The organism is Pseudoduganella violacea, from assembly GCF_014191875.1.
GTDB classification, from domain to species: domain Bacteria; phylum Pseudomonadota; class Gammaproteobacteria; order Burkholderiales; family Burkholderiaceae_D; genus Rugamonas; species Rugamonas violacea_A.
The window spans coordinates 294,440-318,604 of record NZ_JACHXD010000006.1; the positions used below are offsets into that span (position 1 = coordinate 294,440).

Below are 24,165 nucleotides of genomic sequence, written 5' to 3' on the forward strand. Positions count from 1 at the left end.
TCTGAGGCGTTCCGGCCATGCAGTTTGAAGTTCGCACCTTGTCGCCGGACATGAGCATCGACCGTCTGCTGATCGACGGCCGCGATGAGGCCGATGCGCGCCGCCAGGTCGAGGCGCGCGGCCTGTACGTCAGCGCCATCCGCCCCCTGCGCGGCCCCTTGCGCGCTAGCGCCGGCAAAGCCATGTCGCTGGTGCTGTTCAGCCAGGAGCTGCTGGCCCTGCTGACGGCCGGCCTGGGCGTGGTCGAAGCGCTGGAAGCCTTGCTGGAGAAAGAGGGCAGCCCGGCCACGCGCGGCGTGCTGGAACGCCTGCTGTCCGGTCTGCGCGAAGGGCGGCGCCTGTCCGCCGTGCTGGCCGACCAGCCGCAGTTATTCCCCCCTTTGTATGTGGGCATCGTCAAGGCGGCCGAAGGCACCAGCGACCTGCCGCGCGCGCTGGCGCGTTATATCGATTACCAGCAGCGCATCGACCTGGTGCGCGGCAAGATCGTCAGCGCCGCCATCTACCCCTGCATCCTGCTGCTGGTGGGCGGCGGTGTCAGCCTGTTCCTGATCGCCTACGTGGTGCCGCGCTTCGCCGAGGTCTACCAGGGCGCGGGCCGCAACCTGCCCTGGATGTCGCAAATGATGCTGAGCTGGGGTCAGTTCGCCGCCCAGCATACCAGCGCCTTGCTGGGCGGCTTGGCGCTGGCGCTGGCCGTCGTGGTGCTGGGTGTGCGCCGCCTGCTGGCGCGCGGCGGCCTGGTGCGTCTGCTGGGCCGCCTGCCCGGCATCGGCGAGCGGGTGCGCATTTACGAATTGTCGCGGCTTTACCTGACCCTGGGCATGCTGAGCGAGGGCGGCATCACCATCGTGCACGCCATCGAAACGGTGCAGGGCATGGTCTCGGCCAGCGTGCGCGAGGGCTTGCAGGCTGCGCGCGGCATGATCGAAGCGGGCTTGCCGCTGTCGGCGGCGTTTGAGGCCAATGGCCTGACTACTCCGATCTCGCTGCGCATGCTGCGCGTGGGCGAGCGTACCGGCGATATGGGACCGATGCTGACGCAGTCGGCGGCTTTCTACGACGGCGAAATCAGCCGCTGGATCGACCGCTTCACGCGCACCTTTGAACCGATGCTGATGGCCGCCATCGGCCTGGTGGTGGGCGCCATCGTGGTGCTGCTGTATATGCCGATCTTCGATCTGGCGGGAGAAATGTCATGAATCGCGCCGCCCCCGAAGCTATCCTCGACGCCGCGCTGCTGATGCGCGCGCGCCAGCAGCGCGAGCACAGCAAGCGCAGCCTGGTCGACGAGCTGGAAGTCTTGAGCGGCCTGGAACCGCGCCTGGTGGTGCGCGAGCTGGCCCAGCCCTTTGGCCTGGCCGTGCTGGAGACGGCCGATATGCTGGCCTTCGCGCCGGCCTTCGACCTGCTGCCGCTGTCGCAGGCGATGGCCCGCCACTGCGTGTTGCTGCGCGCCCAGGATGGGCTGGTGGTGGGCGTGGTGGCCGACCCCTTCGATATCGACCTGCAAACCTGGCTCTCCACCCAGGCGCGCAGCAAGCCGCAGTCGCCGCTGCAGATCCGGCTGGCGCTGCAAGCCGATATCCAGGCCTATCTATCCAAGCAGGAGGAGTCGGCGCGCGCCGTCGATACCCTGCTGCCGGGCGCCGACAATGCGCGCCGCGACGGCAAGACTGCCGCCGTGCTGTCCTTCGCCTCGGTGTCGGAGGCGGCCAGTCCGGCGGTGCGCCTGGTGAATTCCACCCTGTACGATGCGCTCAAGGCCGGCGCATCGGACATCCACCTGGAAAGCACGGCCGGCGGGCTGGCGGTCAAATACCGCGTCGACGGCGTGCTCGATCACGCCACCGCCGTCAACGGCATCGAGGTGGCCGAGCAGATCATCTCGCGCCTGAAGGTGCTGGCCGAACTCGATATCGCCGAGCGCCGCGTGCCGCAGGACGGCAGCTTCCGCGTCGAGTCGAACGGCCGCGAGATCGACCTGCGCGTCTCCATCATGCCCAGCATCCACGGCGAGGACGCCGTGATCCGTATTCTGGACAAGCGCGCCATGATCGAGTCCTACGGCTCGCTGACGCTGGAAGCGCTGGGCTTCGACGCGCCCTCGCTGGCTACCCTGCGCGTGCTGGCGCAGGAGGCCTACGGCATGCTGCTGGTGACGGGACCTACCGGTTCCGGCAAGACCACCACGCTGTACGCGGCGCTGACCGAAATCCACAACGGCCGCGAGAAAATCATCACGATCGAAGATCCGGTCGAATACCAGCTGCCCGGCATCTTGCAAATTCCGGTCAATGAAAAGAAGGGCCTGACCTTCGCCAAGGGCTTGCGCTCCATCCTGCGCCACGACCCGGACAAGATCATGGTGGGCGAGATCCGCGACCGCGAAACGGCGGAAATCGCCGTGCAGTCGGCCCTGACCGGCCACCTGGTGCTGACCACGGTGCACGCGAACAATGTGTTCGACGTGTTCGGCCGCTTCACGCATATGGGCATCGATCCCTATGCCTTCGTGTCGGCCCTGAACGGCATCTGGGCGCAGCGCCTGGTGCGCATCAACTGCCCGCATTGCGCGGCCGAATACACGCCGAGCGACGAGGAACTGGCCGGCGCCAACCTGGCGCGGGCCGATGTCTACGACTACCGCTTCATGCAGGGCAAGGGCTGCGGCGATTGCCGCGGCACCGGCTACAAGGGGCGCCGCTCGATTGCCGAAATCCTGACCCTGAACGACGAGATCCGCGAACTGATCGTGGATAAGCGGCCGATCCGCCAGATCAAGGCGGCGGCCTATGAGAATGGCACGCGCAGCCTGCGCCAGGCGGCGCTGGAGCTGGTGCGGCGCGGCGGCACCACGCTGGCCGAAATCAAACGGGTGACACTGCATGCTTAAGGGATGGGGACAGCAATTGCGCGTGGGCGTCGGCAGCCATGCGCTCAGCCTGCTCAGCGTCGGCCGCTGGGGGCGCAAGCCGCCGCAGGTGCTGGCCGAGTGCGGCTATATGGCCGATGAGGAATATGCGGCGCTGGGCACGGCCTTGCGCGGTTTGCTGCAGCAAGCCGGCGTCGCCGGCCGCTCGCTAAGCTTCGTGCTGGCCGATGAACTGGTGCGCCTGTGGCAGGTGACGCCGCCGGTCAACGCGGCGCGCATGGCCGATATCGAGGCGGCTGCCGCCCTGCGCTTCCACAGCCTGTACGGCGAAGCGCCGGCGGCCTGGCAGCTGTCGGCCGACTGGCACGCCAGCCAGCCTTTCTACGCCGCCGCTGTGCCGCGCAAGCTGCTGGCCGTGCTGGGCCAGGCCTGCGCCGACAGCGGCGCCGCGATGGTCGAGGTACGGCCGCACTTCGTCGCGTTGTGGAACCGCTGGCAAGGCGCCATCGGACGCGATGCCTGGTTCGGCGTCCTGCACGACAAGCTGCTGACGCTGGCCGCCATCGAGGACGGCCAGCTGCGCGCCCTGCGGCCCTTGCCGGTGCCGGCCGGCGCCGACCATTATTGGCTGGGCCAGATGGTGCGGCGCGAAGCCTTGCTGTTTAATTTGGCGCTGCCCAAAACCGTGCAGCTGTGCGGCGTGCTGCCGGCGCCGTTGGCCAAGCCGGGCGCCGGCGGCAAGGACGGGATGTCCTGCGTCCACCTCGATGCCGGCGTGCAGGGCAGCAGCTTCTCGGCCGCCAGCCTGCTGGCGTGGGCGGGGAGCGCGGCATGAGGCGCATGCAGATCGATTTCGCGCCGCCCGGCTGGCGCCGCGCCGTGTTCCGCCTGCGTCCCCTTGCCGTCTTCGGCGCCGTGCTGGGCCTGGGCCTGTGCGCCGGCGCCGGCTTGGCGGCCTGGGAGATGGCGCAAAAGCAGCAGGCGCGCGAAGCGCAGCTGCAAGCCATCCAGCGCAAGGCCATCGCCCTGTCCAAGGCGCCACCGCCGGTGGCCGCCGTCGCCATTCCGGAAGCGCAGGCGCAGGCCGTGAACGCCGCCATCCTGCAGCTCAACCTGCCCTGGAACGATTTGCAGGACGCGGTGGCCGCCGCCACGCCGCGCCATGTCGCCCTGCTGGCGCTGGATCCCGATGCGCGCAAGCGGCTGTTGAAGATTACCGCCGAGACCAAGAACGCGGATGAGATGATTGCTTATATCGAGGAACTAAAGCAGCAGGAATTCTTCAGCGCGGCGGCCCTGCTGCGCCATGAGGTCAACGAGCAGGACCCGAACCGCCCGATCCGCTTCCAGGTGGAAGTGCAGTGGAGGGCGCCATGAAGGACTTGCACCTGGCTGGCCTGCTGCTGGGCGCGCGCCTGCGGCTGCAGCGCGCGCCCATGGCCTGCCTGGCCCTTGCGCTGCTGCTGGCCGCGGCGCTGGCCTGGGCCTGGCTGCTGCCGCAGCGCGACAAGCAGCAGGCGCTGCTGGCCCGGCCGCTGCCCGCGCCGGCGACGCTGGTGACGGCGCCGCCGCCGCCCTCGGCCAATGAAAACCTGGCCGAGTTCTACGCCACGCTGGGCGAAAAGCGCCACGCCGAACAGCAGGTCGGCACGCTGTTCGCGCTGGCCGCGAAATCGGGCCTGACCCTGCACCAAGGCGAATACAAATTCAACTACGACAAGGCCAGCCGCGTCGCCAGCTACCAGATCCTGCTGCCGGTCAAGGGCGGCTACCAGCCGATCTGGCAGTTCGCGCTGCGCGCCCTGGCCGCCGTGCCGTTCGCTGCGCTCGATGAAGTCAGCTTCCGGCGCGACAATATCGCCGATATGCAGGTCGAGGCCAAGCTGCGCTTTACGCTGTATCTGCAGGAGGGCCAGCAATGAAACCGCGCCATCTGCTGATGGGCGGTGCGTTGCTGACCGCCGCCGCCCTGGCCCTGTTCGGCGACAAGACGCCGTCCGGCGACGTGGCCGAGGCGGTGGACCGTCCCGCTCCGCGCAGCGGCAACGATGCCGGCAAGACGGCGGCGCCCGCCGTGTCGCAGGCTGGCGCCGCGACGGTGGCCGCTAGCCCGCCTGCGCCACCGGCTCCCGCCGCGCCGCCGGTCGAAGCGCCGCCTGCCGCCACCGGCGGCAAAAACACTGGCGCCGGCAATGCCGCCATCTTGCGCCTGATCCCGCGCGCCCAACTGATCGGCGAGGCCGGCGAGGCCAGCTTCAAGAGCGGCGAAGGGGTGTTCCTCGGCCAGAACTGGAATCCCCCGCCGCCGCCGCCCGTTGCGCCGCCCCCGCCGCCGCCGCCCAGCGCACCGCCGCTGCCGTTCAGCTATATCGGCAAGTCGGTGGCCGATGGCGTTTGGGAGGTGTATCTGTCGCGCGGCGACCGTACCTATATCGCGCAGCAGAAGCTGGTCATTGACGGCACTTACCGCATCGACCGCATCGCGCCGCCCGAATTAACGATCACCTATCTGCCGCTGAACCAAGTGCAGCAGCTAAATATTGGAGCCATCGACTGATGCCTAGTCAACCGCACGGGCCTGCCCGCCTGGTACAAAAAATCACGCTGTCCGCCTTGCTGCTGGCCTTGAGCGGCTGCGCCGGCCAGATGGCCTACCGCGATGCCCAGGGCCTCATCGAAAAAGACCAGGTGGAAGCTGGCTTGGCCAAGCTGCAGGAAGCGATGCGCCGCGAGCCAGGCAATGCCGAATACCGCAGCGCCTATCTGAATACCCGCGACCGCACGCTGTTGCGCTATCTCGATCTGGCCGACCAGCAGATGGAGGAAGGCAAACTGGACCTGGCACAGCAAAATATCGAGCGCGCCCTGGCAGTCAGTCCGCAGAACGAGCGCGCCCGCGGCGGCCTGCGCAAGCTGGAGATGGTCGAACGCCACGGCAAGCTGCTGCTGGGCGCCTCCGTCCTGATCGAGCAGCGCGAATACGACCAGGCCAAGCAGAAGCTCAACCAGGTGCTGGCCGAAAGGCCGCAGCATGAACGCGCGCGCGACATGCTGCGCGATATCGCGGAAAAAAATCCGCCCGCGCCAGCCGAAACCGGCCTGGCCAAAGTCTATAAGCAGCCCATCACCATCGAGTTCCGCGAAGCCCCGATCAAGCAGGTGTTCGAGGTGATTTCGCGCCGCTCCGGCTTGAACTTCATCTTCGACAAGGATGTAAAGACCGATACCCGCACCTCCATCTTCCTGAAGAACAGCACGGTGGAATCGGCCATCTACTACCTGCTGATGACCAACCAGCTGGAGCAGCAGGTCATGGACGGCAACACCATCCTGATCTACCCGAACATCGCGCCCAAGCTGAAGGAATACCAGGAGATGGTCATCAAGACCTTCTACCTGGCGAACGCCGAGGCCAAGACCATCGGCAATACGCTGAAAACCATCCTCAAGTCGCGCGATGTGGTGATCGACGAGAAGCTCAACCTGGTCATCGTGCGCGACAACGCCGAAGCGATCCGCCTGGCCGAGAAGCTGGTGGCGGCGCAGGATATCGCCGAGCCGGAAGTGATGCTCGATGTGGAAATCCTGGAGGTCAAGCGCACCCGCCTGATGGACCTGGGCATCGACTGGCCGGCCAAGGCGGTGTTCACGCCGATCAACAGCAAGAACGGCACGGACGGCTTCAACCTGCGCGACTTCGATAACCTGAACCGCGACCGCATCGGCGTCAATGGCACGCTGCCGGTGACGGTGAAGGCCAACAAGAACGACGGCGACAGCAATCTGCTGGCCAATCCGCGCATCCGCGTGCGCAACAAGGAAAAAGCCAAGGTGATGATTGGCGATAAGCTGCCGGTCATCACCTCCACCATTTCCTCCGGCGTGGGCGGCTTCAATACCGATTCGGTCAGCTTTGTGGACGTGGGGGTGACGCTCAACGCCGAGCCGATCATCTACCTGAACAACGAAGTCGCGATCCGCGTCTCGCTCGAGGTCAGCAATCTGGTCAACACCGTGATCACCAAGAACGGCACCACGGCCTACCAGATCGGTTCGCGCCAGGCTTCCACCCTGCTGCAATTGAAGGATGGCGAAACCCAGGTGCTGGCCGGCCTGCTCAATAACGAAGAGCGCTCCTCGGCCAGCAAGGTGCCGGGCCTGGGCGACTTCCCCCTGCTGGGCCGCCTGTTCGGCGCCTCGCACGACGATACGCAAAAGACTGAGATCGTGCTTTCGATTACGCCGCACCTGCTGCGCAATGTGCAGCGGCCGGAAGCCAGCATTTCCGAGTTTGCTGCCGGCACCGAGGCCAACTTCCGCCGTAAGCCGGATTTCTCGCCGCGGCCACCGGCCCAGCTGCCGGCGCCGGCCGCCGCGCAGCGCGCGCCGCAACCGGCAACACCGGCGACGGGCGCCGTGCCGCAAACGGTGGCCATGCCGCCGCCTCCGGTCAGCAATATGCCGCTGTCGAACACCCAGCCGGGTCCCGCCACCAGCGTGGCCCAGCCGCCGCTGCCTAGCCTCTCGCTGCCGCCGCCACCGCCCGAGGCGCAGCCGACCCCGCAGAATCCGCCGCCGCAGCCGCAATGAGTTTTTCGCGGCAAGGCGCGGCGCGCCGTGGCTTTACGCTGATCGAGCTATTGGTCACGCTGGCCATTCTCGGCCTGCTGGCGATGCTGGTCATCCCCACGGCCCAGGTCACGATCCAGCGCCGCAGCGAGCAGGAGCTGCGTTTTGCCTTGCATGAAATCCGCCAAGGCATCGATGCCTATAAACAGGCGTACGACGAGGGACGCATCGCCAAGGTTCTCAACAGCACCGGCTATCCGAAGTCGTTGGACGTGCTGGTGGAAGGCGTGGCCGACCAGCGCAGTCCCAAGCGCAGCAAGATTTTCTTTTTGCGCCGCGTGCCGCGCGATCCCTTCAATCCGGACAGCGCCTTGGGCGACGCCGACACCTGGGGCAAGCGCAGCTACGCCAGCGACGCCAACGAACCGCGCGAGGGCGAGGATGTGTACGATGTGTTTTCCAATACGGACAAGGTAGGCCTGAACGGCATACCGTATAAAAAATGGTAAAGAGCGTGAACAAGGGCAGGGGCTTTACCCTGATCGAGCTGCTGGTGGTGCTGGGTATTATTGCCCTGCTGCTGACCCTGGCCGTGCCGCGCTACTTTCCCAGCGTGGACCGCAGCAAGGAAACGGTGCTCAACGATAATCTGCGCAATACGCGCCTGGTCATCGACCAGTTTTACGGTGATACGGGACGCTATCCCGATTCGCTGGAACAGCTGGTGGAAAAGAAGTATCTGCGCGCCATGCCCATCGATCCGATCACGGAAACCAGCGACAGCTGGATCGTCGTGCCGCCCGACGATGGCAGCAAGGGCGGCGTGGCCGACATCAAGAGCGGCGCGCCCGGCAATGACCGCAATGGCAAACCGTATTCCGACCTCTAAACCGGCGCGCGGCTTCACCTACATCAGCGTGATTATCCTGGTGGCGGTGATTGGCCTGGTCAGCGCGGCCACCTTGCGCCTGGGCGTTGTGCTGCAGCGCAGTGCCGCCGAGCGCGAGTTGCTGATCATCGGCGCCGAATTCAGCGATGCTTTGAAAAGTTATGCCGCCGCCACGCCGCAAGGCCAGCACCCGCAGCCGCGCACCTTGAACGACCTGCTGCGCGATCCGCGCTATCCGCAGATACGCCGCCATCTGCGCAAGATTTACATCGATCCCATGACGGGCAAGCCGGAATGGGGCCTGCTCACGGTGCCGAACAAGATCGGCATCGCCGGGATTTACAGCCTGTCCGAAGCCAAGGCCATCAAGGTCGCCAATTTCCCGGCGCGCTTCGCCGTCTTTGAAGGCAAGACCCGCATCTCGGACTGGAAGTTCACGGCTGATGGTTTGGCGCCGCCGCCGGTGGCGACGCCGCCCGGCAATGCGCCCGGTTCGCTGTTCCCATCCACGCCGGGCAACAACCAGCCGCTCACGCCCGCGCCGGAGCAGCCTGCGCCGCCGCACGAGCCGCCGCCGCCGGCGACACCGCCAGTGCCCGAGCCGGTGCCGGAGCCACCCGCGCCGGTGGAAAGGCCGGAGCCGCAGCAGGAGCCGCCGGAAGCGCCACCCGAGCCGTCCCGCAGCTAGGCTGTGCGTCTTACGGCGTCAGGCGTCGCAGCAACTCCTGGCCGACCAGCGGCGCGGAGGCCGGATTCTGGCCGGTGATCAGTTCGCGGTCCGTGACCATATGGCCCTGCCATGGCTGCGCGCTGGGCGAGAAAGTCATGCCCGCCGCCTGCAGCGCGGTCTGCGGATAGAATTTCATGGCGCCGCCTTGCAACTGGGCCTTGGACGCTTCTTCTTCCACATTGCTGAACACCGTCATCTGGTAGCCGGCGTAAATCCATTTTGGCCGCGCCGGCTTGGCTTGCCGTTCCAGCTGGCGCGTGAAGCCTTTGGCGTCGGGCAGGGTGGACAGCAGCGCGATCGGGCCGTGGCAGACCAGAGCGGTCGGCTTGCCCGCGCCATGGAAAGCGGCGAGCAGCTTGCCGACGCTGGCGCTGGTCAGCAGATCCTGCATCGGCGCATGGCCGCCCGGCACATACACGGCGTCAAAACGGCCGTAGCCTTGTTGCTCGACGCGTGCCAGGCTGAGTACCGGCGATTGCTGCGGATCGGTCAGGCGCAGCGTTTGCAGCAGTTGCAGATGCGCGTCCAGCGCGGCCTGCTCGCCGCCAAAGAACATCGGGTTGACCGAGTTGCGGTCCAGCGTGGGCGCCTTGCCTTGCGGCGTGGCGAAGCTGACTTGATGTCCCGCATCCAGCAGCATTTTCACCGGTTGCATCAGCTCATTGAGGTAAAAGCCGGTCTGGAAGATTTTGCCGTCTTTCAGATCGAGGCTGTCGGCGTCCGACAGCACGACCAGCACATTGCCGGCGTGGGCGTTCAGGGCCAGGGCGGAGAGGGCGGTGACGATCAGTTTCTTCAGCATGGTGGATCTCCTTGAAGTAGTTTGCTGGACGCTACTTTATTCAAGCCTTCAGCGGAGATAAACTGCCACCACGCCAATTCATTTTTGTTCTAGGGGTAATAATGGGCCGTCGTTTTGACCATTTGGGTGATGTGGAAACCTTTATCGCCGTCGTGGAACGGGGATCGCTGACGGCTGCCGCCGTGGCGCTGGCGACCACGCCCTCCGTTATCAGCCGGGCCATCGCGCGGCTCGAAGCCCGCCTCGGTGCGCAGTTGCTGCGCCGGACTACGCGTAGCCTGGGATTGACCGACGCCGGCCGCCTGTATCTGGAGCAGACCCGCGCCGCGCTGGCGCAGATCGATGAGGTGGAGCGCAGCATCCAGGGCGAGGGCGGCGAAGTCACCGGCACGGTGCGCATCAGCGCGCCGACCACCTATGGCCATTACCGGCTACCAGCCGTGCTGGCGCGCTTCCGGCAGCAGTATCCGGCGGTGCGCATCGAGCTGAATATCACCAACCGCAATGTGGACCTGGCGGCCGAAGGCTTCGACTTCGCCATCCGCCAGGGCGCGCTGAAGGACAGTGGCATGGTGGCGCGCAAGCTGGAGGACGCTGCCGTGTGCCTGGTGGCTTCACCGGCTTATCTGGCGCGGCATGGCGCGCCGGCCAGCGTTGCGGAACTGGAGCGCCACGCATGTCTGTCCTTCCTCTTGCCCAGCACGGGGCGGGCGATTGCCTGGCAGTTGCGGGAAGAGGGGCGCGATGTGGACTGGACGCCGGAGTCGCCGCTCCAGGTGTCGGACGATGTGCTGGGCGTCTTGTCGCTGGCCGAAGCTGGCCTGGGTATCTGCCAGGCTTACGACTTTATCGTGACCGAACGGTTGCAGCGCGGCGCCTTGGTCGAGGTGTTGCCGGCGTCGCGCGGCCGTAGCCGGCCGTTCTCGTTGATTCATGCGGGCCAGCGCCGCTTATCGGCCGCTGGCCGGGCCTTTGCCAGCCTGCTGCAGAACGCCCAGCCATAAGGCTGCGCCGCTGCAAGCGGCTTATTTGGCGCTGCGCTTGAAATCGCGCGGACGGAAGCCTAGCGCGAATAGCACGCCGAAGTAGACCACGGCGCAGGCGCCAATCACCGCAAACAACACGCCGCCGCGCAGCAAGGGCGTGGCACGCATGGCCAGCCATTCGATCTGCGTGGCGCCGAGCCAGGCCACCGCGCCCATGGCGCTGACCGCGATCAGCAGCTTGAAGAAGAACTTGCCCCAGCCCGGCTTGGGCATATAGATCTGGCGCTTGCGCAGGCCGGCGTAGAGGAAGCCCGCGTTGATGCAGGCGCCCAGGCCGATGGACAGGGCCAGTCCGGCCACCGCCAAATGCGGCACGAAAACCAGGTTCATCAGCTGCACGGCGATCAGCACGCCGACGGCAATGCGCACCGGCGTGCGGATGTCCTGCTGCGCGTAAAAGGCCGGCGCCAGCGTCTTCACCAGGATGATGCCGATCAGGCCCACGCTGTAGGCGATCAGCGGGCGCGCCGACATCAGGGCCGCCTGGTCGGTGAACTGGCCGTAGTGGAACAGGGTGGCGATCAGCGGCAGCGACAGCATGGCCATGCCGACGGCGGCCGGAATCGCCAGCAGGAAGGTCAGGCGCAAGCCCCAGTCCAGCAGGTTCGAATATTCTTCCTTATCGCCCTCGCTATTGGCCTTGGAAAGGCTGGGCAGCAGGATCGTGCCCAGCGCCACGCCCAGCAGGGCGGTAGGGAATTCCATCAGGCGGTCGGCATAGGACAGCCAGGAGATACTGCCCGCCTGCAGGCCGGCGGCGATGGCGGTATTGATCATCAGGCTGATTTGCGCGGCCGAGACGGCAAATACCGCCGGCCCCATTTTCTTCAGCACGCGGCGCACGCCCGGATCGTTCAGGCCGCCCACCGGATTGATCGACAGGCGCGGCAGCATGCCGATCTTCATCAGCGCCGGAATCTGGATCGCCACCTGCAGCAGGCCGCCGATCATCACGGCAATCGCCATCGCGTAGATCGGCTTGTCCAGATAGGGCGCCAGGAACAGCGAGCAGGCGATGAAGCTCAGGTTCAGCAGCACCGGCGTGAACGCCGGAATCTTGAACTGGCGCCAGGTGTTCAGCACGCCGCCGGCCAGCGCCACAAAGGACATGCAGGCGATATAGGGGAACATCAGGCGCGTCATCCAGACGGCGGCGTCGAAAGCTTCCTGATTCTTTTCCAGGCCATTGGCGATCAGGTAGACGAAGAGCGGCGCGCCCAGAATGCCGAGCACGCTGACCAGCAGGGTGGCCCACACCAGGCTGTTCGCCACATGGTCGGCCAGGCTGCGCGTGGCCTCTTCGCCTTGCTGGTTCTTGTATTCGGATAAAATAGGCACGAAGGCCTGTGAGAAGGCTCCCTCGGCAAACAGCCGCCGCAGCAGATTCGGCAGGCGGAAGGCGACAATGAAAGCGTCGGTGTAAGCGCCGGCGCCAAACGCGCGAGCAAACAGGCTTTCGCGCAAGAGGCCGGTAACACGGGACAGCATGGTCATGCTGGAGACGGCGGCGAGGGATTTAAGCAGGTTCATGGGCCGAGATTATAGCTGGGGCAACGTTGCAGATGCGTTGAAAACGTGGCGAGGATGACAATTTCCTGATATTGGGAATTGATCTGGACGCAAAACGCAGCTATAATCTAGGGCTGTACAGAATTCAGTAAAGCAGACAATGTGCGGCCGGTACTGTTAGGCACACATGGTTAGGCAGACAGACTGAACGCACCGGTTTGGCAAACGCTATTGTTTGCAAACGAACTTTGACAACGATTTAGGAAATTCCATGGCAAATACCGCACAAGCGCGCAAACGCGCTCGTCAAGCAGTTAAGCAAAACGCTCACAACTCGGCACAGCGTTCGACCCTGCGCACCGCTATCAAAGCTGTTCGCAAAGCGATCCTGGCTGGCGACAAAGCCGCTGCAACCCAAATCTTCCAGGCTTCCGTTTCGACCATCGATTCCATCGCCGACAAGAAGATCATTCACAAGAACAAGGCAGCTCGTCACAAGAGCCGTCTGGCAGCTGCCCTGAAGGCACTGTCCGCCTAAGTTCGTGTGCGGCGGCAATAGCCGCCTTGCAGGTGCACAGAATTAACCCGCATGGCTTTGCCATAGCGGGTTTTTTCGCATGATATTCCGAAAAAAAGCCGCTTGCAGCGGCTTTTTTGCTTATTTCAGCTTGGGCAGATTGCCGATCTTGGTGCCCGGCTTGATATTCTTTTGCTTGAACCAGCCCAGGTTCATTTCCAGTGCATACATCACCGGCACGCCCTTGGCCGAGCAGTGGCTGTCCAGGGTTTGCGGCTGCATGTCCTCGATGTTGACGATCTTGCCTTCGGCGTCGATAAAGGCCACTGACAGCGGCAGCAGGGTGTTCTTCATCCACATGCATTGGGTGGCGGGCGCGTCGAAAACGAAGACCATGCCGGCGTTCGGCGCCATCGTTTCGCGGAACATCAGGCCCTGGGCGCGCTGCGGATCGGTGGTGGCGACTTCGGCCTTGATCAGGTTCATGCCGGCCGACAGGGTGGTAGTGGGGAATTGCTGGTTTTGCGCCTGGCTGGCGCCGGCGGCGGCCAGCAGGAGCAGGGAAACGGCAAGGGATTTCATGGGTTTTGTGAGTGAATCGCGAAGCGGCGATTAAGCCACGCGCCGCAGGCAACGTCAAGCGTGGCACAGTCCGGCTGCGGACAAGAAAAAGGCAGGCGCGCGGCCTGCCTTGCATGGACGCGAGCGGCTTATTTGGCCGAGGCGGCGGAAGCAGCCGACGCGGCCGATGCTGCGGAGGCGGCCGAGGCAGCGGCGGAAGCCTTGTGTTTGGATTTTTTAGCCTTGTGCATCGAGGCGGCCGAAGCGGCAGCCGAGGCGGAAGCGGCAGGCGCCGATGCAGCCGCCGAGGCCGGTGCGGAAGCCTGGGCGAAAGCGGATGCGGCGAACAGAGTGGCAACCAGGGCAGCAATAATCTTGGACATGGCAGTTCCTTTAGTGGTTTATGAACTCACACAGATTCGGATGAATCTGGCTCATTAACGCCGCTTCCGAATTGCCAGTTGACACACAAGATGCGGCACGGCCAAAGAATCGATGCCGCAGCGCAGCACGCGGTGGCCTTGGCCTCAGCCCTTGCGGCTCACGTCCTCGGGCGATACTTCCATCCACTCGCCCGGCAGCAGCGGGTGGCTGGCTAGCGAAATGCCGCCGATGGCGCTGCGCACCAGGCGCAGGGTGGGCAGGCCGACGGCGGCCGTCATGCGCCGCACCTGGCGGTTTTTGCCCTCTTGCAGGGTGATGGCGAGCCAGGAGGTGGGTTGCTCGGCGCGCGTCCGGATGGGCGGATTGCGCGGCCACAGCCATTCCGGCTCGGCAATGCGCACGGCGCGGCAGGGTTTGGTTACGAAATCGCCCAGGTCGAGCGGCGCCTGCAGGCGGGCCAGGGCGTCGGCGTCGGCCACGCCATCGACCTGCACCAGGTAGGTTTTGGCTTCCTTGCGCTCGGGATGGGCGATCTGGTGCTGCAATTTGCCGTCGTCGGTCAACAGGAGTAAGCCCTCGCTGTCGGCGTCGAGGCGGCCGGCGGGGTAAATATTCGGAATCTTGAGGTAATCGGCCAGGGTTGCGCGGTCCGGCTGGGGCGAAAACTGGCACAATACCTGGAATGGTTTGTTGAAAAGTATCAGGGGCATCCCGAGATTGTACTGTCTGGAGCACAAGCCAGTGTCCTAAAACCATGGCGCCCAGTAAAATACTGGTGCATAATGTGGAATGACTGTCTTATGTCTTATAGAAGACCTGCGGCCACGTTAACTCAACGGCAATAGTTCTGATTGCCTCACTTCGGAGAACACGATGTATCAACATATCAAAGTACCTGCTGACGGCCAGAAAATCACCGTCAACGCCGACTTTTCCCTGACCGTTCCTGACCAGCCTATCATTCCATTCCTGGAAGGTGACGGCACCGGTGTTGACATCACCCCAGTGATGATCAAGGTGGTGGACGCTGCCGTGGCCAAAGCCTACGCCGGCAAGCGCAAGATCAGCTGGATGGAAATCTACGCTGGCGAGAAATCGACCAATGTATACGGCCCGGACGTGTGGCTGCCGGAAGAAACCCTGCAGGTACTGAAAGACTACGTCGTGTCGATCAAAGGCCCGCTGACCACCCCGGTCGGCGGCGGCATCCGTTCGCTGAACGTGGCCCTGCGCCAGGAACTGGACCTGTACGTCTGCCTGCGCCCAGTGCGCTACTTCACCGGCGTGCCATCGCCAGTGCGTGAGCCGGAGAAAACCGACATGGTCATCTTCCGCGAAAACTCGGAAGACATCTACGCCGGCATCGAATGGCAAGAAGGCTCCGAAGGCGCCAAGAAAATCATCGAATTCCTGACCAAGGAAATGGGCGTCAAGAAGATCCGCTTCCCGGAAACCTCGGGCATCGGCGTCAAGCCTGTTTCGCGCGACGGCACCGAGCGCCTGGTGCGCAAGGCGATCCAGTACGCGATCGACAACGACAAGCCATCCGTGACCATCGTCCACAAGGGCAACATCATGAAGTACACCGAAGGTGGCTTCCGTGACTGGGCCTACGCGCTGGCACAAAAAGAATTCGGCGCTGAACTGATCGACGGCGGCCCATGGTGCAAATTCAAGAATCCGAAGACCGGTCGCGAGATCATCGTCAAGGATTCGATCGCCGACGCCTTCCTGCAGCAGATCCTGCTGCGCCCAGCAGAGTACAGCGTGATCGCCACCCTGAACCTGAACGGCGACTACATCTCCGACGCGCTGGCGGCGCAAGTGGGCGGCATCGGCATCGCGCCGGGCGCCAACCTGTCCGACTCCGTGGCGATGTTCGAAGCCACCCACGGCACCGCGCCGAAGTACGCCGGCAAAGACTACGTGAACCCAGGTTCGCTGATCCTGTCCGCTGAAATGATGCTGCGTCACATGGGCTGGACCGAAGCGGCCGACCTGATCATCTCCGCCATGGAGAAAGCCATCGACTCGAAGAAAGTCACCTACGACTTCGCCCGCCTGATGGAAGGCGCGACCCAAGTGTCGTGCTCCGGCTTCGGCGACGTGATGATCGAACAGATGTAATTTCGTGGCAGGGGAGCCTTCCCCTGCAGCGCAAAGCCCCATGCTCGCAGGAGCGTGGGGCTTTTTCTTTTATGTGGACTTCATTGGCGAACCTCGTCCAGCAGTTCGGGGTGACGGTCCAGCAATCTTAGTAATTTGATGGTGGAGACATGCGGCCGGGCCTTGCCTGTTTCGTAACGGGAGAAGGCATTGGCGCCGCCGCCGAAGATTTCGCCGGCCTCGCGCTGATCGAGGCGCAGTTTTCGGCGTACGGTCAGAATATAGGCCGGATCCACAAGCTCGCTGTTTACCTTGCGCTGGAATTCGCCAACCAGTTCGCTGAACCGGTCTACAGCATTGCGGTCTAGGGTGACCTCGCCGCAGCTGGCGCAGTGGTATCCCGTTATTGCGGGAATGATCGTGTTCTGAGCTTTATAGGTATAGGGCATATCGCGTGTGGCATGCACAGGCGAGGGTGCTCCGCACTCGGGGCAATTCTTCATTTCAAAGCTCCTTGAACGAAACGATTAATACATCAGCAATCACGGTCAACTTTATGTAGAGTGCGGTTCCGTCAGCGGTTCTGCCGTGGTACACGTCCTGCCATATACGGTGGTTTGCATGAGCGGTCATGCTCTTGTAAAAGTCGGCGCTGGTGAGTGATAGAACGACGTCGCACATCTCCTGCAAGGTATTGATTCCGACCGCGCGAGCGCTGATAGTCGCGCTAGTGGTTGCGGTGACTTGGCCCGCTTCGATCAGGGCTTTCATCTTGGGGAGCTTGCAGTGCGGCGTACTTTTTCCATATTAGCATAACCGAATAGGGTTAAAATAACCAAGTAGGTTAAAGGTATTCAGCGAGGCTGCTTTGCTATTTTTTGGGGGAACCATTGGAGAACATCTATAGCGAACGCCTCATATTACGTCCTTGGGCGGCTGAGGATGTCGCTGCATTCGTGCGCATCAATGCCGATCCGCGCGTGACGGAATTTTTGCTTGGTCCTTTATCGCAGGTGCAGGCTGAGGAATTCATCGCGGCCCAGACAGTGAAGGCGCGAGCGCCGTTATGCGGCATGGCTTTGCGCAACTGGGGATGGAGGAGGAGGTCGCCTTTACCGTGCCGCAGAGTTGTTCGCTGGATAGTTAGGTGTTTAGCGCTTTTCACGCGTGTGCCAGATTCGTAGCATGTAAATGGCAGTTTTCCTTACCTCGTACCGGATTTCGTATTGTCCAACGAGCAGACGGCGTACTTCGCGTGGCTGAAAGCCCAACAGTTTTTCGCCGATGTGAGGGTGTGCTGGAAGCCGATTTGCCGCAGCAACGATTACTTGCACTGATCGTATTGCTGCGGATGGGTTGACTGAAGCGAGAAACTCATGGAGCCTGCCGAGATCTGAACTGGCTTTGCTGGTCCAGAGCAGCTTCATTTATGGGATGGTAGCAGGGGCGAATCAGTTTCGAGGCTTGCGGCCCAGGCTTCGATGGCCTGGTGATCAACGACCCGCCCGGCATCGACATCGTCGAGAGCCTCCTTCGTCAGTTGGAAGCGATGATCTTCCTGCGCCAGCCAGTCGGCAAGCGCTTCCCGGATTATTTGATTGCGAGGTTTTTCGAGACGTGCCGCTATTTGATCCACTTTGTTGATCAAGTCTTGCGGAACGGTTTCGCTCAGCAGGATATCGTTGTTGCTCATGGTTTCAGCAGGGATAAGGAGTATTTCATCTTAGTGGTCCCGGCTATTGAAGGCAAGCTTGGCGTCATCCATTCAAATCGTACTGGTAGCGGTGGCCGTCCCGCATTTCCCCATTCACCAGCGCAAGCTGTTCCACATACTCGCCTTGCCTGAAGCCGCACTTGAGCAGGACACGGGCGGAAGCGGGGTTGTGGGCCGTGACGTAGGCTTCCAGCATCTTCAACTGCCATTCTTCGCGCGCCACCTGCTGCATATGGCGCACGGCCTGCGTGGCGAGGCCGCCGCCGGCGCTTTGTTCGGCGACGCGGTAGCCGATTTCCGACGAGGCTTTGGCGCGGTCGATGTCCTTCAGGTTGGCGCGTCCCAGCACGACACCGCTGGCGTCGAGCAGCAGGCTGGGGTGCATGGTGCCTTGCCGGTAAGCGTTCAGGCATTCCTCGATGTGGCGCACGATGCCTTCGGGCGAGTAGACATCGGCGGGCCGCGCGGTGATGTGGCGCGCGAACCATGCCCGGTTTTGCAGTTCGAAGTCGAGCAGGGCGGAGGCGTCTTCGTGGCGCAGGGTGCGGATGGTGACGGTAGTCATAGTTCCTTGATGTTGAGGTGGAAGGAGAGGATCGCGCAGACGAGCAGCATGGCGCCGGCGCAGGGCAGGGCGATGGCGAGGCCGATGCGTTCATGCAGCATGCCCCAGAAGGCCGCGCCGGCAGCTTGGGCGCCCGCCACCGCGAGGATGAAAACCGATAGGGTGCGGGCGCGCAGCGCTTCCGGAAAGGCCGATTGCGCTTGTCCGTTGAGCGTGGTGACGATGAGCGACCACGCCAATCCCGCCGCCAACGCGGCCAGCAGGGGCAATGGCCAGAGGCGTAGCAGCGGCAGCAGGATCAGCACTGCGCCGAACAGGGCCAGCGCGCCCGCCAGCAGCCACGCGGCGGGCAGCAGCGCGCGCAGGCGGGCGGTCAGCAAGGCCGATAGTACGGCGCCAGCGCCCATGGCGCCCATCTGCATGCCGTAGGCGCTGCCTTCCATATGTAGCGTGTCGCGCACGAAAAGCGGCAGCAGGGCGGTGTAAGCGACCGAGGCGAAGAAGATGGCGCCGGACTGAATCAGCAGGCGCCGATAGGAGCGGGCTTGCCATGCGCTGTGGATGCCGAGCTGGAAGGCTGTCCAGTTGAACGATGAGCGGCGCGACGGATCGGCCGCAGGCTGGGCGGGGCCGGCTGGCGCTGCGCACCCCTCATCGCTGGTGCGGCTCCAGCGCCAGCAAGTCCATAGCATGGCGCTCAGCGATAGCGCGTTCGCCAGGAACAGCGGCGCGGCGCCCAGCGGTTCGATCAGCATGCCCGCCAGCCAGGGGCCGAGCAGGGCGGACAGGTTGTAGCTCAGATTATTCAGTCTTGCCGCCGCGCCGATCTCCTCGTGCGCGACCAGGGTAGAGGTGGCGGCCTGCCAGGCCGGCAACGAGAAGGCATTGCCGCAGCCGAGCGCAAAGGTCAGCAGCAGCACGACCGTGGCGCTCGCGTGGCCGGCCATGACGGCAAATGCCATGGCCGCTGCCGCCGCCATCCTGACGCCGCTCATGATCAGCAGCAGGCGGCCGCGATGGAAGCTGTCGGCGGCGAGGCCGGCGGCCAGCGAGAACAGGAAGAGCGGCGCGTACATCGCGCTTGGCATCAGTGCCACGGCCAGTGCTGAATCAGTGAGCGAGGCCAGCGTCCACGCGGCGGCGCAGGTTTGCATCCACGTTCCCAGATTGGCGGCGGCGTTGGCGAACCAGAGCTGGCGAAAGCGTTGGTGCCGCAAAGGCTGGAACAGGGAAACGGATTGCGCTTGCATGAAAGACCGTGTTGATCGTCGTTGCGGCGAGTCTAGGCAGCGCCGGGGATGCGGTCAATCTCGATTGCCGCAATCAATATCGGGGCCGTTACAATGCGGGGATGAAAAAAGAATTGTCGGCGGCGGAGGCGGCGCAGATTCTCGGCGTCAGTCTGCCCACGCTGTACTCCTATGTCAGCCGAGGTCTGCTGGCGTCCAGCGCGCGCGAAGCCAGCGGCAGCAAACGCTATGCGCATGAAGAAGTGCTGCGCTTGGCGGCGCGCCGCGCCGATGCCAAGCGCGCCGGACACCGCGTGGCGGCCGCGATGGACTGGGGTGTGCCGGTGCTGGAGACGTCGATCTGCCGCATCGCCGATGGCGCGCTGTCCTATCGCGGCCACGATGCGGTCGGACTGGCCGAAACCGCAACGCTGGAGGACGTGGCCTGTCTGCTGTGGGGGCATGCCGAGGCGCGATACTTTGGCGCAGTGCTGTCGCAGCCAGCGCATTCGCTGCCGCTCGGTATCGGCGAAGACGGCGCCGGCTTGCCGCCGCTTGAGCGGGCGCTTGCGCTGCTGCCGTTGCTGGCGCCGCGTCGGCCGCAAACTGCCGGCGACGACAGTTTTTATGCCAACGGGGCGCATCTGATGCGGGTGCTGGCCAGTCTGCTGACCGGCGAGGAAGTCTCGGCCCGGCCTCTGCACCAGCAACTGGCGCGAGCCTGGGGCGGGGATGCGGCGCAGGCCGACATCATCCGCGCCGCGCTGGTGCTGCTGGCCGACCATGAGTTGAACGCGTCCACCTTCGCGGTGCGCTGCGTGGCCTCGACCGGCGCCAGCCTGGCGGCGGCGCTGAGCGCGGGTCTGGCCGCGCTGTCCGGTCCGCGCCATGGCGGCGGCTGCGAAGAGGCGCGCGGTTTGCTGGAACGGGCCTTGGCGGCGCCGGACCGGGAGGTTTTCCTGGTGGATGTCTGTCGCGATAGCGAAAAGGCAAGGGAAATCCCCGGCTTTGCCCACCCGCTTTACCCCGCCGGCGACCCGCGTGGCCAGCACTTGCTGGAGTGCTTAAAACAAATACCGAGGAAAGTTCCTATTATTCATGAACTGTTGAATATTGGAGACACTTTAAGCACCCATTGCGCTGTCCAGCCGAATGCCGACCTGGCGCTGGCGATCATGGAAATAGGTTTTGGCTGGCCGCGCGGCGCCGGTCTCCGCTTGTTTGCACTGGCCCGTTCCGCTGGCTGGATTGCCCATGCGGCAGAACAGCTGGCGGATGGCAAGTTAATACGGCCGCGCGCCCGCTATGTCGGCAAGTTCGTTCCGGCGTGATACAGTAGGGGCGAAAAAAAACCCCGCATGCGGGGTTTTTTAAATCACCAAGGAAACGCTTAGTTTGCCTGGATATTGGAAGCTTGCTTGCCTTTAGGGCCTTGCGTGACTTCGAACTGAACTTTTTGACCTTCTTTGAGAGTCTTGAAGCCGCTCATGTTGATTGCGGAGAAGTGTGCGAACAAATCCTCGCCGCCATCATCTGGAGTGATGAAGCCAAAACCTTTGGAGTCATTGAACCACTTAACGGTACCTGTTGCCATAAAAAGAACTTTCAATAAAAACGAATCACACGAGCCATAAAAGCAAGAAGCTTCCTGCCCCCTCCTCGACAACTCACTTCTTATCAACGTGTACATTTCTGCACTAAGTCGATACCGCATTGTTGGCGGAACAATTTTTAATGTCAAGCGCTTTTCTGCCAATTTCAGTATTATTTTTGCAACAGATTAAAAAGCAACTCTTGTTTTCCGAAACTGGACCGCCATCTGCGGCAAGTTGAGAAAGCGCGTAAGATTGAAAACAAATGGAAAGCCCCCTCTAAATGGGGCGTTGCAACCCCGGCGAAAGCATTAGAATATAAGCGTATGGCAACCAAGCATGACACAGAAACAGTCCTGGAACGACAGACGCTGAAACCGCCGCCCATGTACCAGGTGGCGTTGCTGAATGACGACTATACCCCGATGGAATTCGTGGTCGCTATCATTCAAGAGTATTTCAACAAGGACCGCGAAACCGCGACGCAAATCATGTTGAGCGTCCACCGCCACGGCAAGGGAGTGTGCGGGGTGTTCTCAAAAGATATAGCTTCAACCAAAGTGGAGTTCGTTTTAACGCATGCACGCAAGGCAGGCCACCCCCTGCAATGTGTGATGGAGGAAGTATGATTGCGCAGGAATTAGAAGTAAGTTTGCACATGGCCTTTGTCGAAGCCCGGCAAGCGCGCCATGAATTCATCACGGTGGAGCACCTCCTGCTGGCGCTGCTGGACAATCCTTCGGCAGCCGAAGTGTTGCGTGCCTGCGCCGTCAATATCGAGGACTTGCGCAAGACCCTAACTAACTTTATTGGCGATAACACGCCAACCGTGCCCGGCACGGGCGAGGTGGACACCCAGCCGACGCTGGGCTTCCAGCGCGTGATCCAGCGCGCCATCATGCACGTGCAGTCCGCTTCCAACGGCAAGAAGGAAGTCACGGGCGCCAATGTGCTGGTGGCCATCTTCGGCGAGAAGGACTCCCACGCGGTGTACTACCTGCACCAGCAGGGCGTCACGCGCCTGGACGTGGTCAACTTCATCTCGCACGGCGTGCGCAAGGACCAGCAGGGCGATGCCGCCAAGGCCTCCGAAGGCGTGGACGAGGGCGCACCGAGCGAAGGCCAGCAGAAGGAAAGCCCGCTGGACCAGTTCACCCAGAACCTGAACAAGGCCGCCGCCGAAGGCAAGATCGATCCGCTGATCGGCCGCGAAGAGGAAGTGGACCGCGTGATCCAGGTCTTGTGCCGCCGCCGCAAAAACAACCCGCTGCTGGTGGGCGAGGCTGGCGTGGGCAAGACCGCCATCGCCGAAGGCCTGGCTTACCGCATCACCCAGAACGACGTGCCGGAAGTGCTGTCGAACGCCGTCGTGTACTCGCTCGATATGGGCGCGCTGCTGGCCGGCACCAAGTACCGCGGCGACTTCGAGCAGCGCCTGAAGGCCGTGCTCAAGCAGCTCAAGGACAATCCGAACGGCATCCTGTTCATCGACGAGATCCACACCATCATCGGCGCCGGCTCGGCCTCGGGTGGCACGCTAGACGCGTCGAATCTGCTGAAACCGGCCCTGGCGAACGGCCAGCTGAAATGCATCGGCGCCACCACCTTCACCGAGTTCCGCGGCGTGTTCGAAAAAGACCACGCGCTGTCGCGCCGCTTCCAGAAGGTCGACGTCAACGAGCCGACCGTGGAGCAGACCGTGCAGATTCTGCGCGGCCTGAAATCGCGTTTCGAAGAACACCATGGCGTGAAGTATTCGTCCTCGGCCCTGTCCACGGCTGCCGAGCTGGCGGCGCGCTTCATCAATGACCGCCATCTGCCGGACAAGGCCATCGACGTGATCGACGAAGCGGGCGCCGCCCAGCGCATCCTGCCGAAATCAAAGCAGAAGAAGACCATCGGCAAGACCGAGATCGAGGAAATCATTTCCAAGATCGCGCGCATCCCGACGCAAACCGTCAACCAGGACGACCGCAGCAAGCTGCAGACCATCGACCGCGACCTGCGCAATGTGGTGTTCGGCCAGGATCCGGCCATCGAAGCGCTGGCCTCGGCGATCAAGATGTCGCGCGCCGGCCTGGGCAAGCAGGACAAGCCGATCGGCTCCTTCCTGTTCTCCGGCCCCACCGGCGTCGGCAAGACCGAAGTGGCCAAGCAGCTCGCCTTCATCCTGGGCATTGAGCTGATCCGCTTCGACATGTCCGAATACATGGAACGCCACGCGGTGAGCCGCCTGATCGGCGCGCCGCCGGGCTATGTCGGCTTCGACCAGGGCGGCCTGCTGACCGAGGCCATCACCAAGAAGCCGCATGCCGTGCTGCTGCTGGACGAGATCGAAAAAGCCCATCCAGACATCTTCAATATCCTGCTGCAGGTGATGGACCATGGCACGCTGACCGACAACAACGGCCGCAAGGCCGACTTCCGCAACGTGATCATCATCATGACCACGAACGCGGGTGCGGAAAGCCTGCAGAAAGCCTCGATCGGTTTCACCAACACCAAGGAAACCGGCGACGAGATGGCCGACATCAAGCGCATGTTCACGCCGGAGTTCCGCAACCGCATCGACGCCATCATCAGCTTCCGCGCGCTGGACGAGGACATCATCCTGCGCGTGGTCGACAAGTTCCTGATGCAGCTCGAAGAACAGCTGCATGAGAAGAAAGTCGAAGCCATCTTCAGCGAGAAGCTGCGCAAGTTCCTGGCGAAGAAAGGCTTCGATCCGCTGATGGGCGCGCGCCCGATGTCGCGCCTGATCCAGGACATGATCCGCAAAGCCCTGGCCGACGAACTGCTGTTCGGCCGCCTGGTCGCCGGCGGCCGGGTAACGGTGGACCTGGACGAGCAAGACCAGATCAAACTGGACTTCCCCGAATCCGACGCCGCCCCGACCCCGCCGCCCGAAACGGTGGAAGTCGAATAAGCTGTTCCGCGTCGCCCAAACCCGCTCCAATGAGCGGGTTTTTTATTGTTGAGCTTGTGTCCGATTGGGGTCTTATATCGTGATAACCCTGTAAATTTACGTTTGCGAGCATGCCAGCCTGATGGGTCTGTGGGATAGCATCCCGAGGGTC

28 protein-coding genes and 1 pseudogene are annotated in these 24,165 nt (G+C 63.2%); 17 read left to right on the forward strand and 12 right to left on the reverse strand.

The window, feature by feature from the left end:
* The first annotated feature begins 17 nt into the window (after window positions 1-17).
* Genes FHS03_RS13310 through FHS03_RS13355 form a run of 10 tightly spaced genes read left to right on the forward strand, consistent with a single transcriptional unit; the run spans window position 18 to window position 9,021 of the window.
* Entirely contained in the window at window positions 18-1,202 is a 1,185-nt protein-coding gene (locus FHS03_RS13310) for a type II secretion system F family protein (protein WP_183441440.1), read from the forward strand.
* Window positions 1,199-2,896 carry a GspE/PulE family protein gene (locus FHS03_RS13315; protein ID WP_183441441.1) on the forward strand — a complete coding sequence of 566 codons (1,698 nt, stop codon included), beginning with the start codon at window positions 1,199-1,201 and terminating at the stop codon, window positions 2,894-2,896. Before FHS03_RS13310 ends, FHS03_RS13315 begins: the two co-directional genes overlap by 4 nt.
* On the forward strand, window positions 2,889-3,710 hold the full coding sequence (locus FHS03_RS13320) for a hypothetical protein (protein WP_183441442.1): 822 nt from the start codon (window positions 2,889-2,891) through the stop codon (window positions 3,708-3,710). Before FHS03_RS13315 ends, FHS03_RS13320 begins: the two co-directional genes overlap by 8 nt.
* Window positions 3,707-4,252: a PilN family protein gene (locus FHS03_RS13325; RefSeq protein ID WP_183441443.1), complete on the forward strand. Its 546-nt coding sequence runs from the start codon at window positions 3,707-3,709 to the stop codon at window positions 4,250-4,252. Before FHS03_RS13320 ends, FHS03_RS13325 begins: the two co-directional genes overlap by 4 nt.
* The gene (locus FHS03_RS13330) at window positions 4,249-4,797 is read left to right on the forward strand and encodes a hypothetical protein (RefSeq protein WP_183441444.1); all 549 of its coding nucleotides are present in this window, start codon (window positions 4,249-4,251) and stop codon (window positions 4,795-4,797) included. The genes FHS03_RS13325 and FHS03_RS13330 overlap by 4 nt, the downstream gene beginning before the upstream one ends.
* Entirely contained in the window at window positions 4,794-5,432 is a 639-nt protein-coding gene (locus FHS03_RS13335) for a hypothetical protein (RefSeq protein WP_183441445.1), read from the forward strand. Before FHS03_RS13330 ends, FHS03_RS13335 begins: the two co-directional genes overlap by 4 nt.
* Entirely contained in the window at window positions 5,432-7,465 is a 2,034-nt protein-coding gene (locus tag FHS03_RS13340) for a secretin GspD/PilQ domain-containing protein (RefSeq protein ID WP_183441446.1), read from the forward strand. The genes FHS03_RS13335 and FHS03_RS13340 overlap by 1 nt, the downstream gene beginning before the upstream one ends.
* On the forward strand, window positions 7,462-7,953 hold the full coding sequence (locus FHS03_RS13345; RefSeq protein ID WP_183441447.1) for a type II secretion system protein: 492 nt from the start codon (window positions 7,462-7,464) through the stop codon (window positions 7,951-7,953). Before FHS03_RS13340 ends, FHS03_RS13345 begins: the two co-directional genes overlap by 4 nt.
* Window positions 7,947-8,333, forward strand: a complete 387-nt coding sequence (locus FHS03_RS13350; protein ID WP_183441448.1) for a type II secretion system protein — start codon at window positions 7,947-7,949, stop codon at window positions 8,331-8,333. The genes FHS03_RS13345 and FHS03_RS13350 overlap by 7 nt, the downstream gene beginning before the upstream one ends.
* Window positions 8,308-9,021, forward strand: coding sequence for a type II secretion system protein (locus tag FHS03_RS13355; RefSeq protein ID WP_183441449.1), 714 nt, complete (start codon window positions 8,308-8,310; stop codon window positions 9,019-9,021). The genes FHS03_RS13350 and FHS03_RS13355 overlap by 26 nt, the downstream gene beginning before the upstream one ends.
* 10 nt (window positions 9,022-9,031) lie before the next feature.
* Here FHS03_RS13355 and FHS03_RS13360 read toward each other — a convergent pair whose 3' ends face one another.
* Window positions 9,032-9,865: a type 1 glutamine amidotransferase domain-containing protein gene (locus FHS03_RS13360; RefSeq protein ID WP_183441450.1), complete on the reverse strand. Its 834-nt coding sequence runs from the start codon at window positions 9,863-9,865 to the stop codon at window positions 9,032-9,034.
* Window positions 9,866-9,966: 101 nt separating this feature from the next.
* Between FHS03_RS13360 and FHS03_RS13365 the strand changes: the two genes are divergently transcribed.
* Entirely contained in the window at window positions 9,967-10,869 is a 903-nt protein-coding gene (locus tag FHS03_RS13365) for a LysR family transcriptional regulator (RefSeq protein WP_183441451.1), read from the forward strand.
* A 21-nt stretch (window positions 10,870-10,890) separates the two neighbouring features.
* Here FHS03_RS13365 and murJ read toward each other — a convergent pair whose 3' ends face one another.
* Window positions 10,891-12,441, reverse strand: coding sequence for a murein biosynthesis integral membrane protein MurJ (gene murJ, locus FHS03_RS13370; RefSeq protein WP_183441452.1), 1,551 nt, complete (start codon window positions 12,439-12,441; stop codon window positions 10,891-10,893).
* 250 nt (window positions 12,442-12,691) lie between these two features.
* Between murJ and rpsT the strand changes: the two genes are divergently transcribed.
* Window positions 12,692-12,958, forward strand: coding sequence for a 30S ribosomal protein S20 (gene rpsT / locus FHS03_RS13375; RefSeq protein ID WP_050408868.1), 267 nt, complete (start codon window positions 12,692-12,694; stop codon window positions 12,956-12,958).
* Between the two features lie 120 nt (window positions 12,959-13,078).
* Here the strand turns inward: rpsT and FHS03_RS13380 are convergent, their stop codons facing one another.
* The 3 genes from FHS03_RS13380 to FHS03_RS13390 form a co-directional block, all read right to left on the reverse strand.
* Complete coding sequence (locus tag FHS03_RS13380; RefSeq protein ID WP_183441453.1) at window positions 13,079-13,519, reverse strand: DUF192 domain-containing protein; 441 nt, start codon at window positions 13,517-13,519, stop codon at window positions 13,079-13,081.
* Window positions 13,520-13,647: 128 nt separating this feature from the next.
* Window positions 13,648-13,881, reverse strand: a complete 234-nt coding sequence (locus tag FHS03_RS13385) for a hypothetical protein (protein ID WP_183441454.1) — start codon at window positions 13,879-13,881, stop codon at window positions 13,648-13,650.
* 144 nt (window positions 13,882-14,025) lie between these two features.
* Window positions 14,026-14,592 (reverse strand): pseudouridine synthase, encoded by a 567-nt coding sequence (locus tag FHS03_RS13390; protein WP_183441455.1) that lies wholly within the window; start codon window positions 14,590-14,592, stop codon window positions 14,026-14,028.
* Window positions 14,593-14,755: 163 nt separating this feature from the next.
* On the opposite strand from FHS03_RS13390, the gene icd reads away from it, so the two are divergent.
* The gene (gene icd / locus FHS03_RS13395) at window positions 14,756-16,009 is read left to right on the forward strand and encodes an NADP-dependent isocitrate dehydrogenase (protein WP_183441456.1); all 1,254 of its coding nucleotides are present in this window, start codon (window positions 14,756-14,758) and stop codon (window positions 16,007-16,009) included.
* A gap of 80 nt (window positions 16,010-16,089) precedes the next feature.
* On the opposite strand, the gene FHS03_RS13400 is transcribed toward icd, so the two are convergent.
* Window positions 16,090-16,491 carry a type II toxin-antitoxin system MqsA family antitoxin gene (locus tag FHS03_RS13400; protein WP_183441457.1) on the reverse strand — a complete coding sequence of 134 codons (402 nt, stop codon included), beginning with the start codon at window positions 16,489-16,491 and terminating at the stop codon, window positions 16,090-16,092.
* 1 nt (window position 16,492) lies between these two features.
* A pseudogene (locus FHS03_RS13405) lies at window positions 16,493-16,789 on the reverse strand (type II toxin-antitoxin system MqsR family toxin); the annotation flags it as partial.
* 89 nt (window positions 16,790-16,878) lie between these two features.
* Between FHS03_RS13405 and FHS03_RS28645 the strand changes: the two are divergent.
* Window positions 16,879-17,172 (forward strand): GNAT family N-acetyltransferase, encoded by a 294-nt coding sequence (locus FHS03_RS28645; protein WP_221208134.1) that lies wholly within the window; start codon window positions 16,879-16,881, stop codon window positions 17,170-17,172.
* Here the strand turns inward: FHS03_RS28645 and FHS03_RS13415 are convergent.
* The 4 genes from FHS03_RS13415 to FHS03_RS13430 all read right to left on the reverse strand — a co-directional run bounded on the left by FHS03_RS13415 (window position 17,140) and on the right by FHS03_RS13430 (window position 19,517).
* Window positions 17,140-17,415 carry a type II toxin-antitoxin system RelE/ParE family toxin gene (locus FHS03_RS13415; RefSeq protein ID WP_183441459.1) on the reverse strand — a complete coding sequence of 92 codons (276 nt, stop codon included), beginning with the start codon at window positions 17,413-17,415 and terminating at the stop codon, window positions 17,140-17,142. The two genes, FHS03_RS28645 and FHS03_RS13415, sit on opposite strands and share 33 nt — an antisense overlap.
* Window positions 17,412-17,681: a CopG family ribbon-helix-helix protein gene (locus tag FHS03_RS13420; RefSeq protein WP_183441460.1), complete on the reverse strand. Its 270-nt coding sequence runs from the start codon at window positions 17,679-17,681 to the stop codon at window positions 17,412-17,414. Before FHS03_RS13420 ends, FHS03_RS13415 begins: the two co-directional genes overlap by 4 nt.
* Before the next feature lie 64 nt (window positions 17,682-17,745).
* The gene (locus tag FHS03_RS13425) at window positions 17,746-18,267 is read right to left on the reverse strand and encodes a GNAT family N-acetyltransferase (protein ID WP_183441461.1); all 522 of its coding nucleotides are present in this window, start codon (window positions 18,265-18,267) and stop codon (window positions 17,746-17,748) included.
* On the reverse strand, window positions 18,264-19,517 hold the full coding sequence (locus FHS03_RS13430) for an MFS transporter (RefSeq protein WP_183441462.1): 1,254 nt from the start codon (window positions 19,515-19,517) through the stop codon (window positions 18,264-18,266). The genes FHS03_RS13425 and FHS03_RS13430 overlap by 4 nt, the downstream gene beginning before the upstream one ends.
* Window positions 19,518-19,618: 101 nt before the next feature.
* Here FHS03_RS13430 and FHS03_RS13435 point away from each other — a divergent pair, with 101 nt between their 5' ends.
* The gene (locus FHS03_RS13435; RefSeq protein WP_183441463.1) at window positions 19,619-20,827 is read left to right on the forward strand and encodes a citrate/2-methylcitrate synthase; all 1,209 of its coding nucleotides are present in this window, start codon (window positions 19,619-19,621) and stop codon (window positions 20,825-20,827) included.
* A 59-nt stretch (window positions 20,828-20,886) separates the two neighbouring features.
* Here FHS03_RS13435 and cspE read toward each other — a convergent pair whose 3' ends face one another.
* Entirely contained in the window at window positions 20,887-21,090 is a 204-nt protein-coding gene (gene cspE / locus FHS03_RS13440) for a transcription antiterminator/RNA stability regulator CspE (protein ID WP_050408859.1), read from the reverse strand.
* 324 nt (window positions 21,091-21,414) lie between these two features.
* Between cspE and clpS the strand changes: the two genes are divergently transcribed.
* Both clpS and clpA read left to right on the forward strand, forming a co-directional pair.
* Window positions 21,415-21,717 carry an ATP-dependent Clp protease adapter ClpS gene (gene clpS, locus FHS03_RS13445; RefSeq protein WP_050408858.1) on the forward strand — a complete coding sequence of 101 codons (303 nt, stop codon included), beginning with the start codon at window positions 21,415-21,417 and terminating at the stop codon, window positions 21,715-21,717.
* The gene (clpA, locus tag FHS03_RS13450; RefSeq protein WP_183441464.1) at window positions 21,714-24,014 is read left to right on the forward strand and encodes an ATP-dependent Clp protease ATP-binding subunit ClpA; all 2,301 of its coding nucleotides are present in this window, start codon (window positions 21,714-21,716) and stop codon (window positions 24,012-24,014) included. Before clpS ends, clpA begins: the two co-directional genes overlap by 4 nt.
* The last annotated feature ends 151 nt before the right edge of the window (window positions 24,015-24,165 follow it).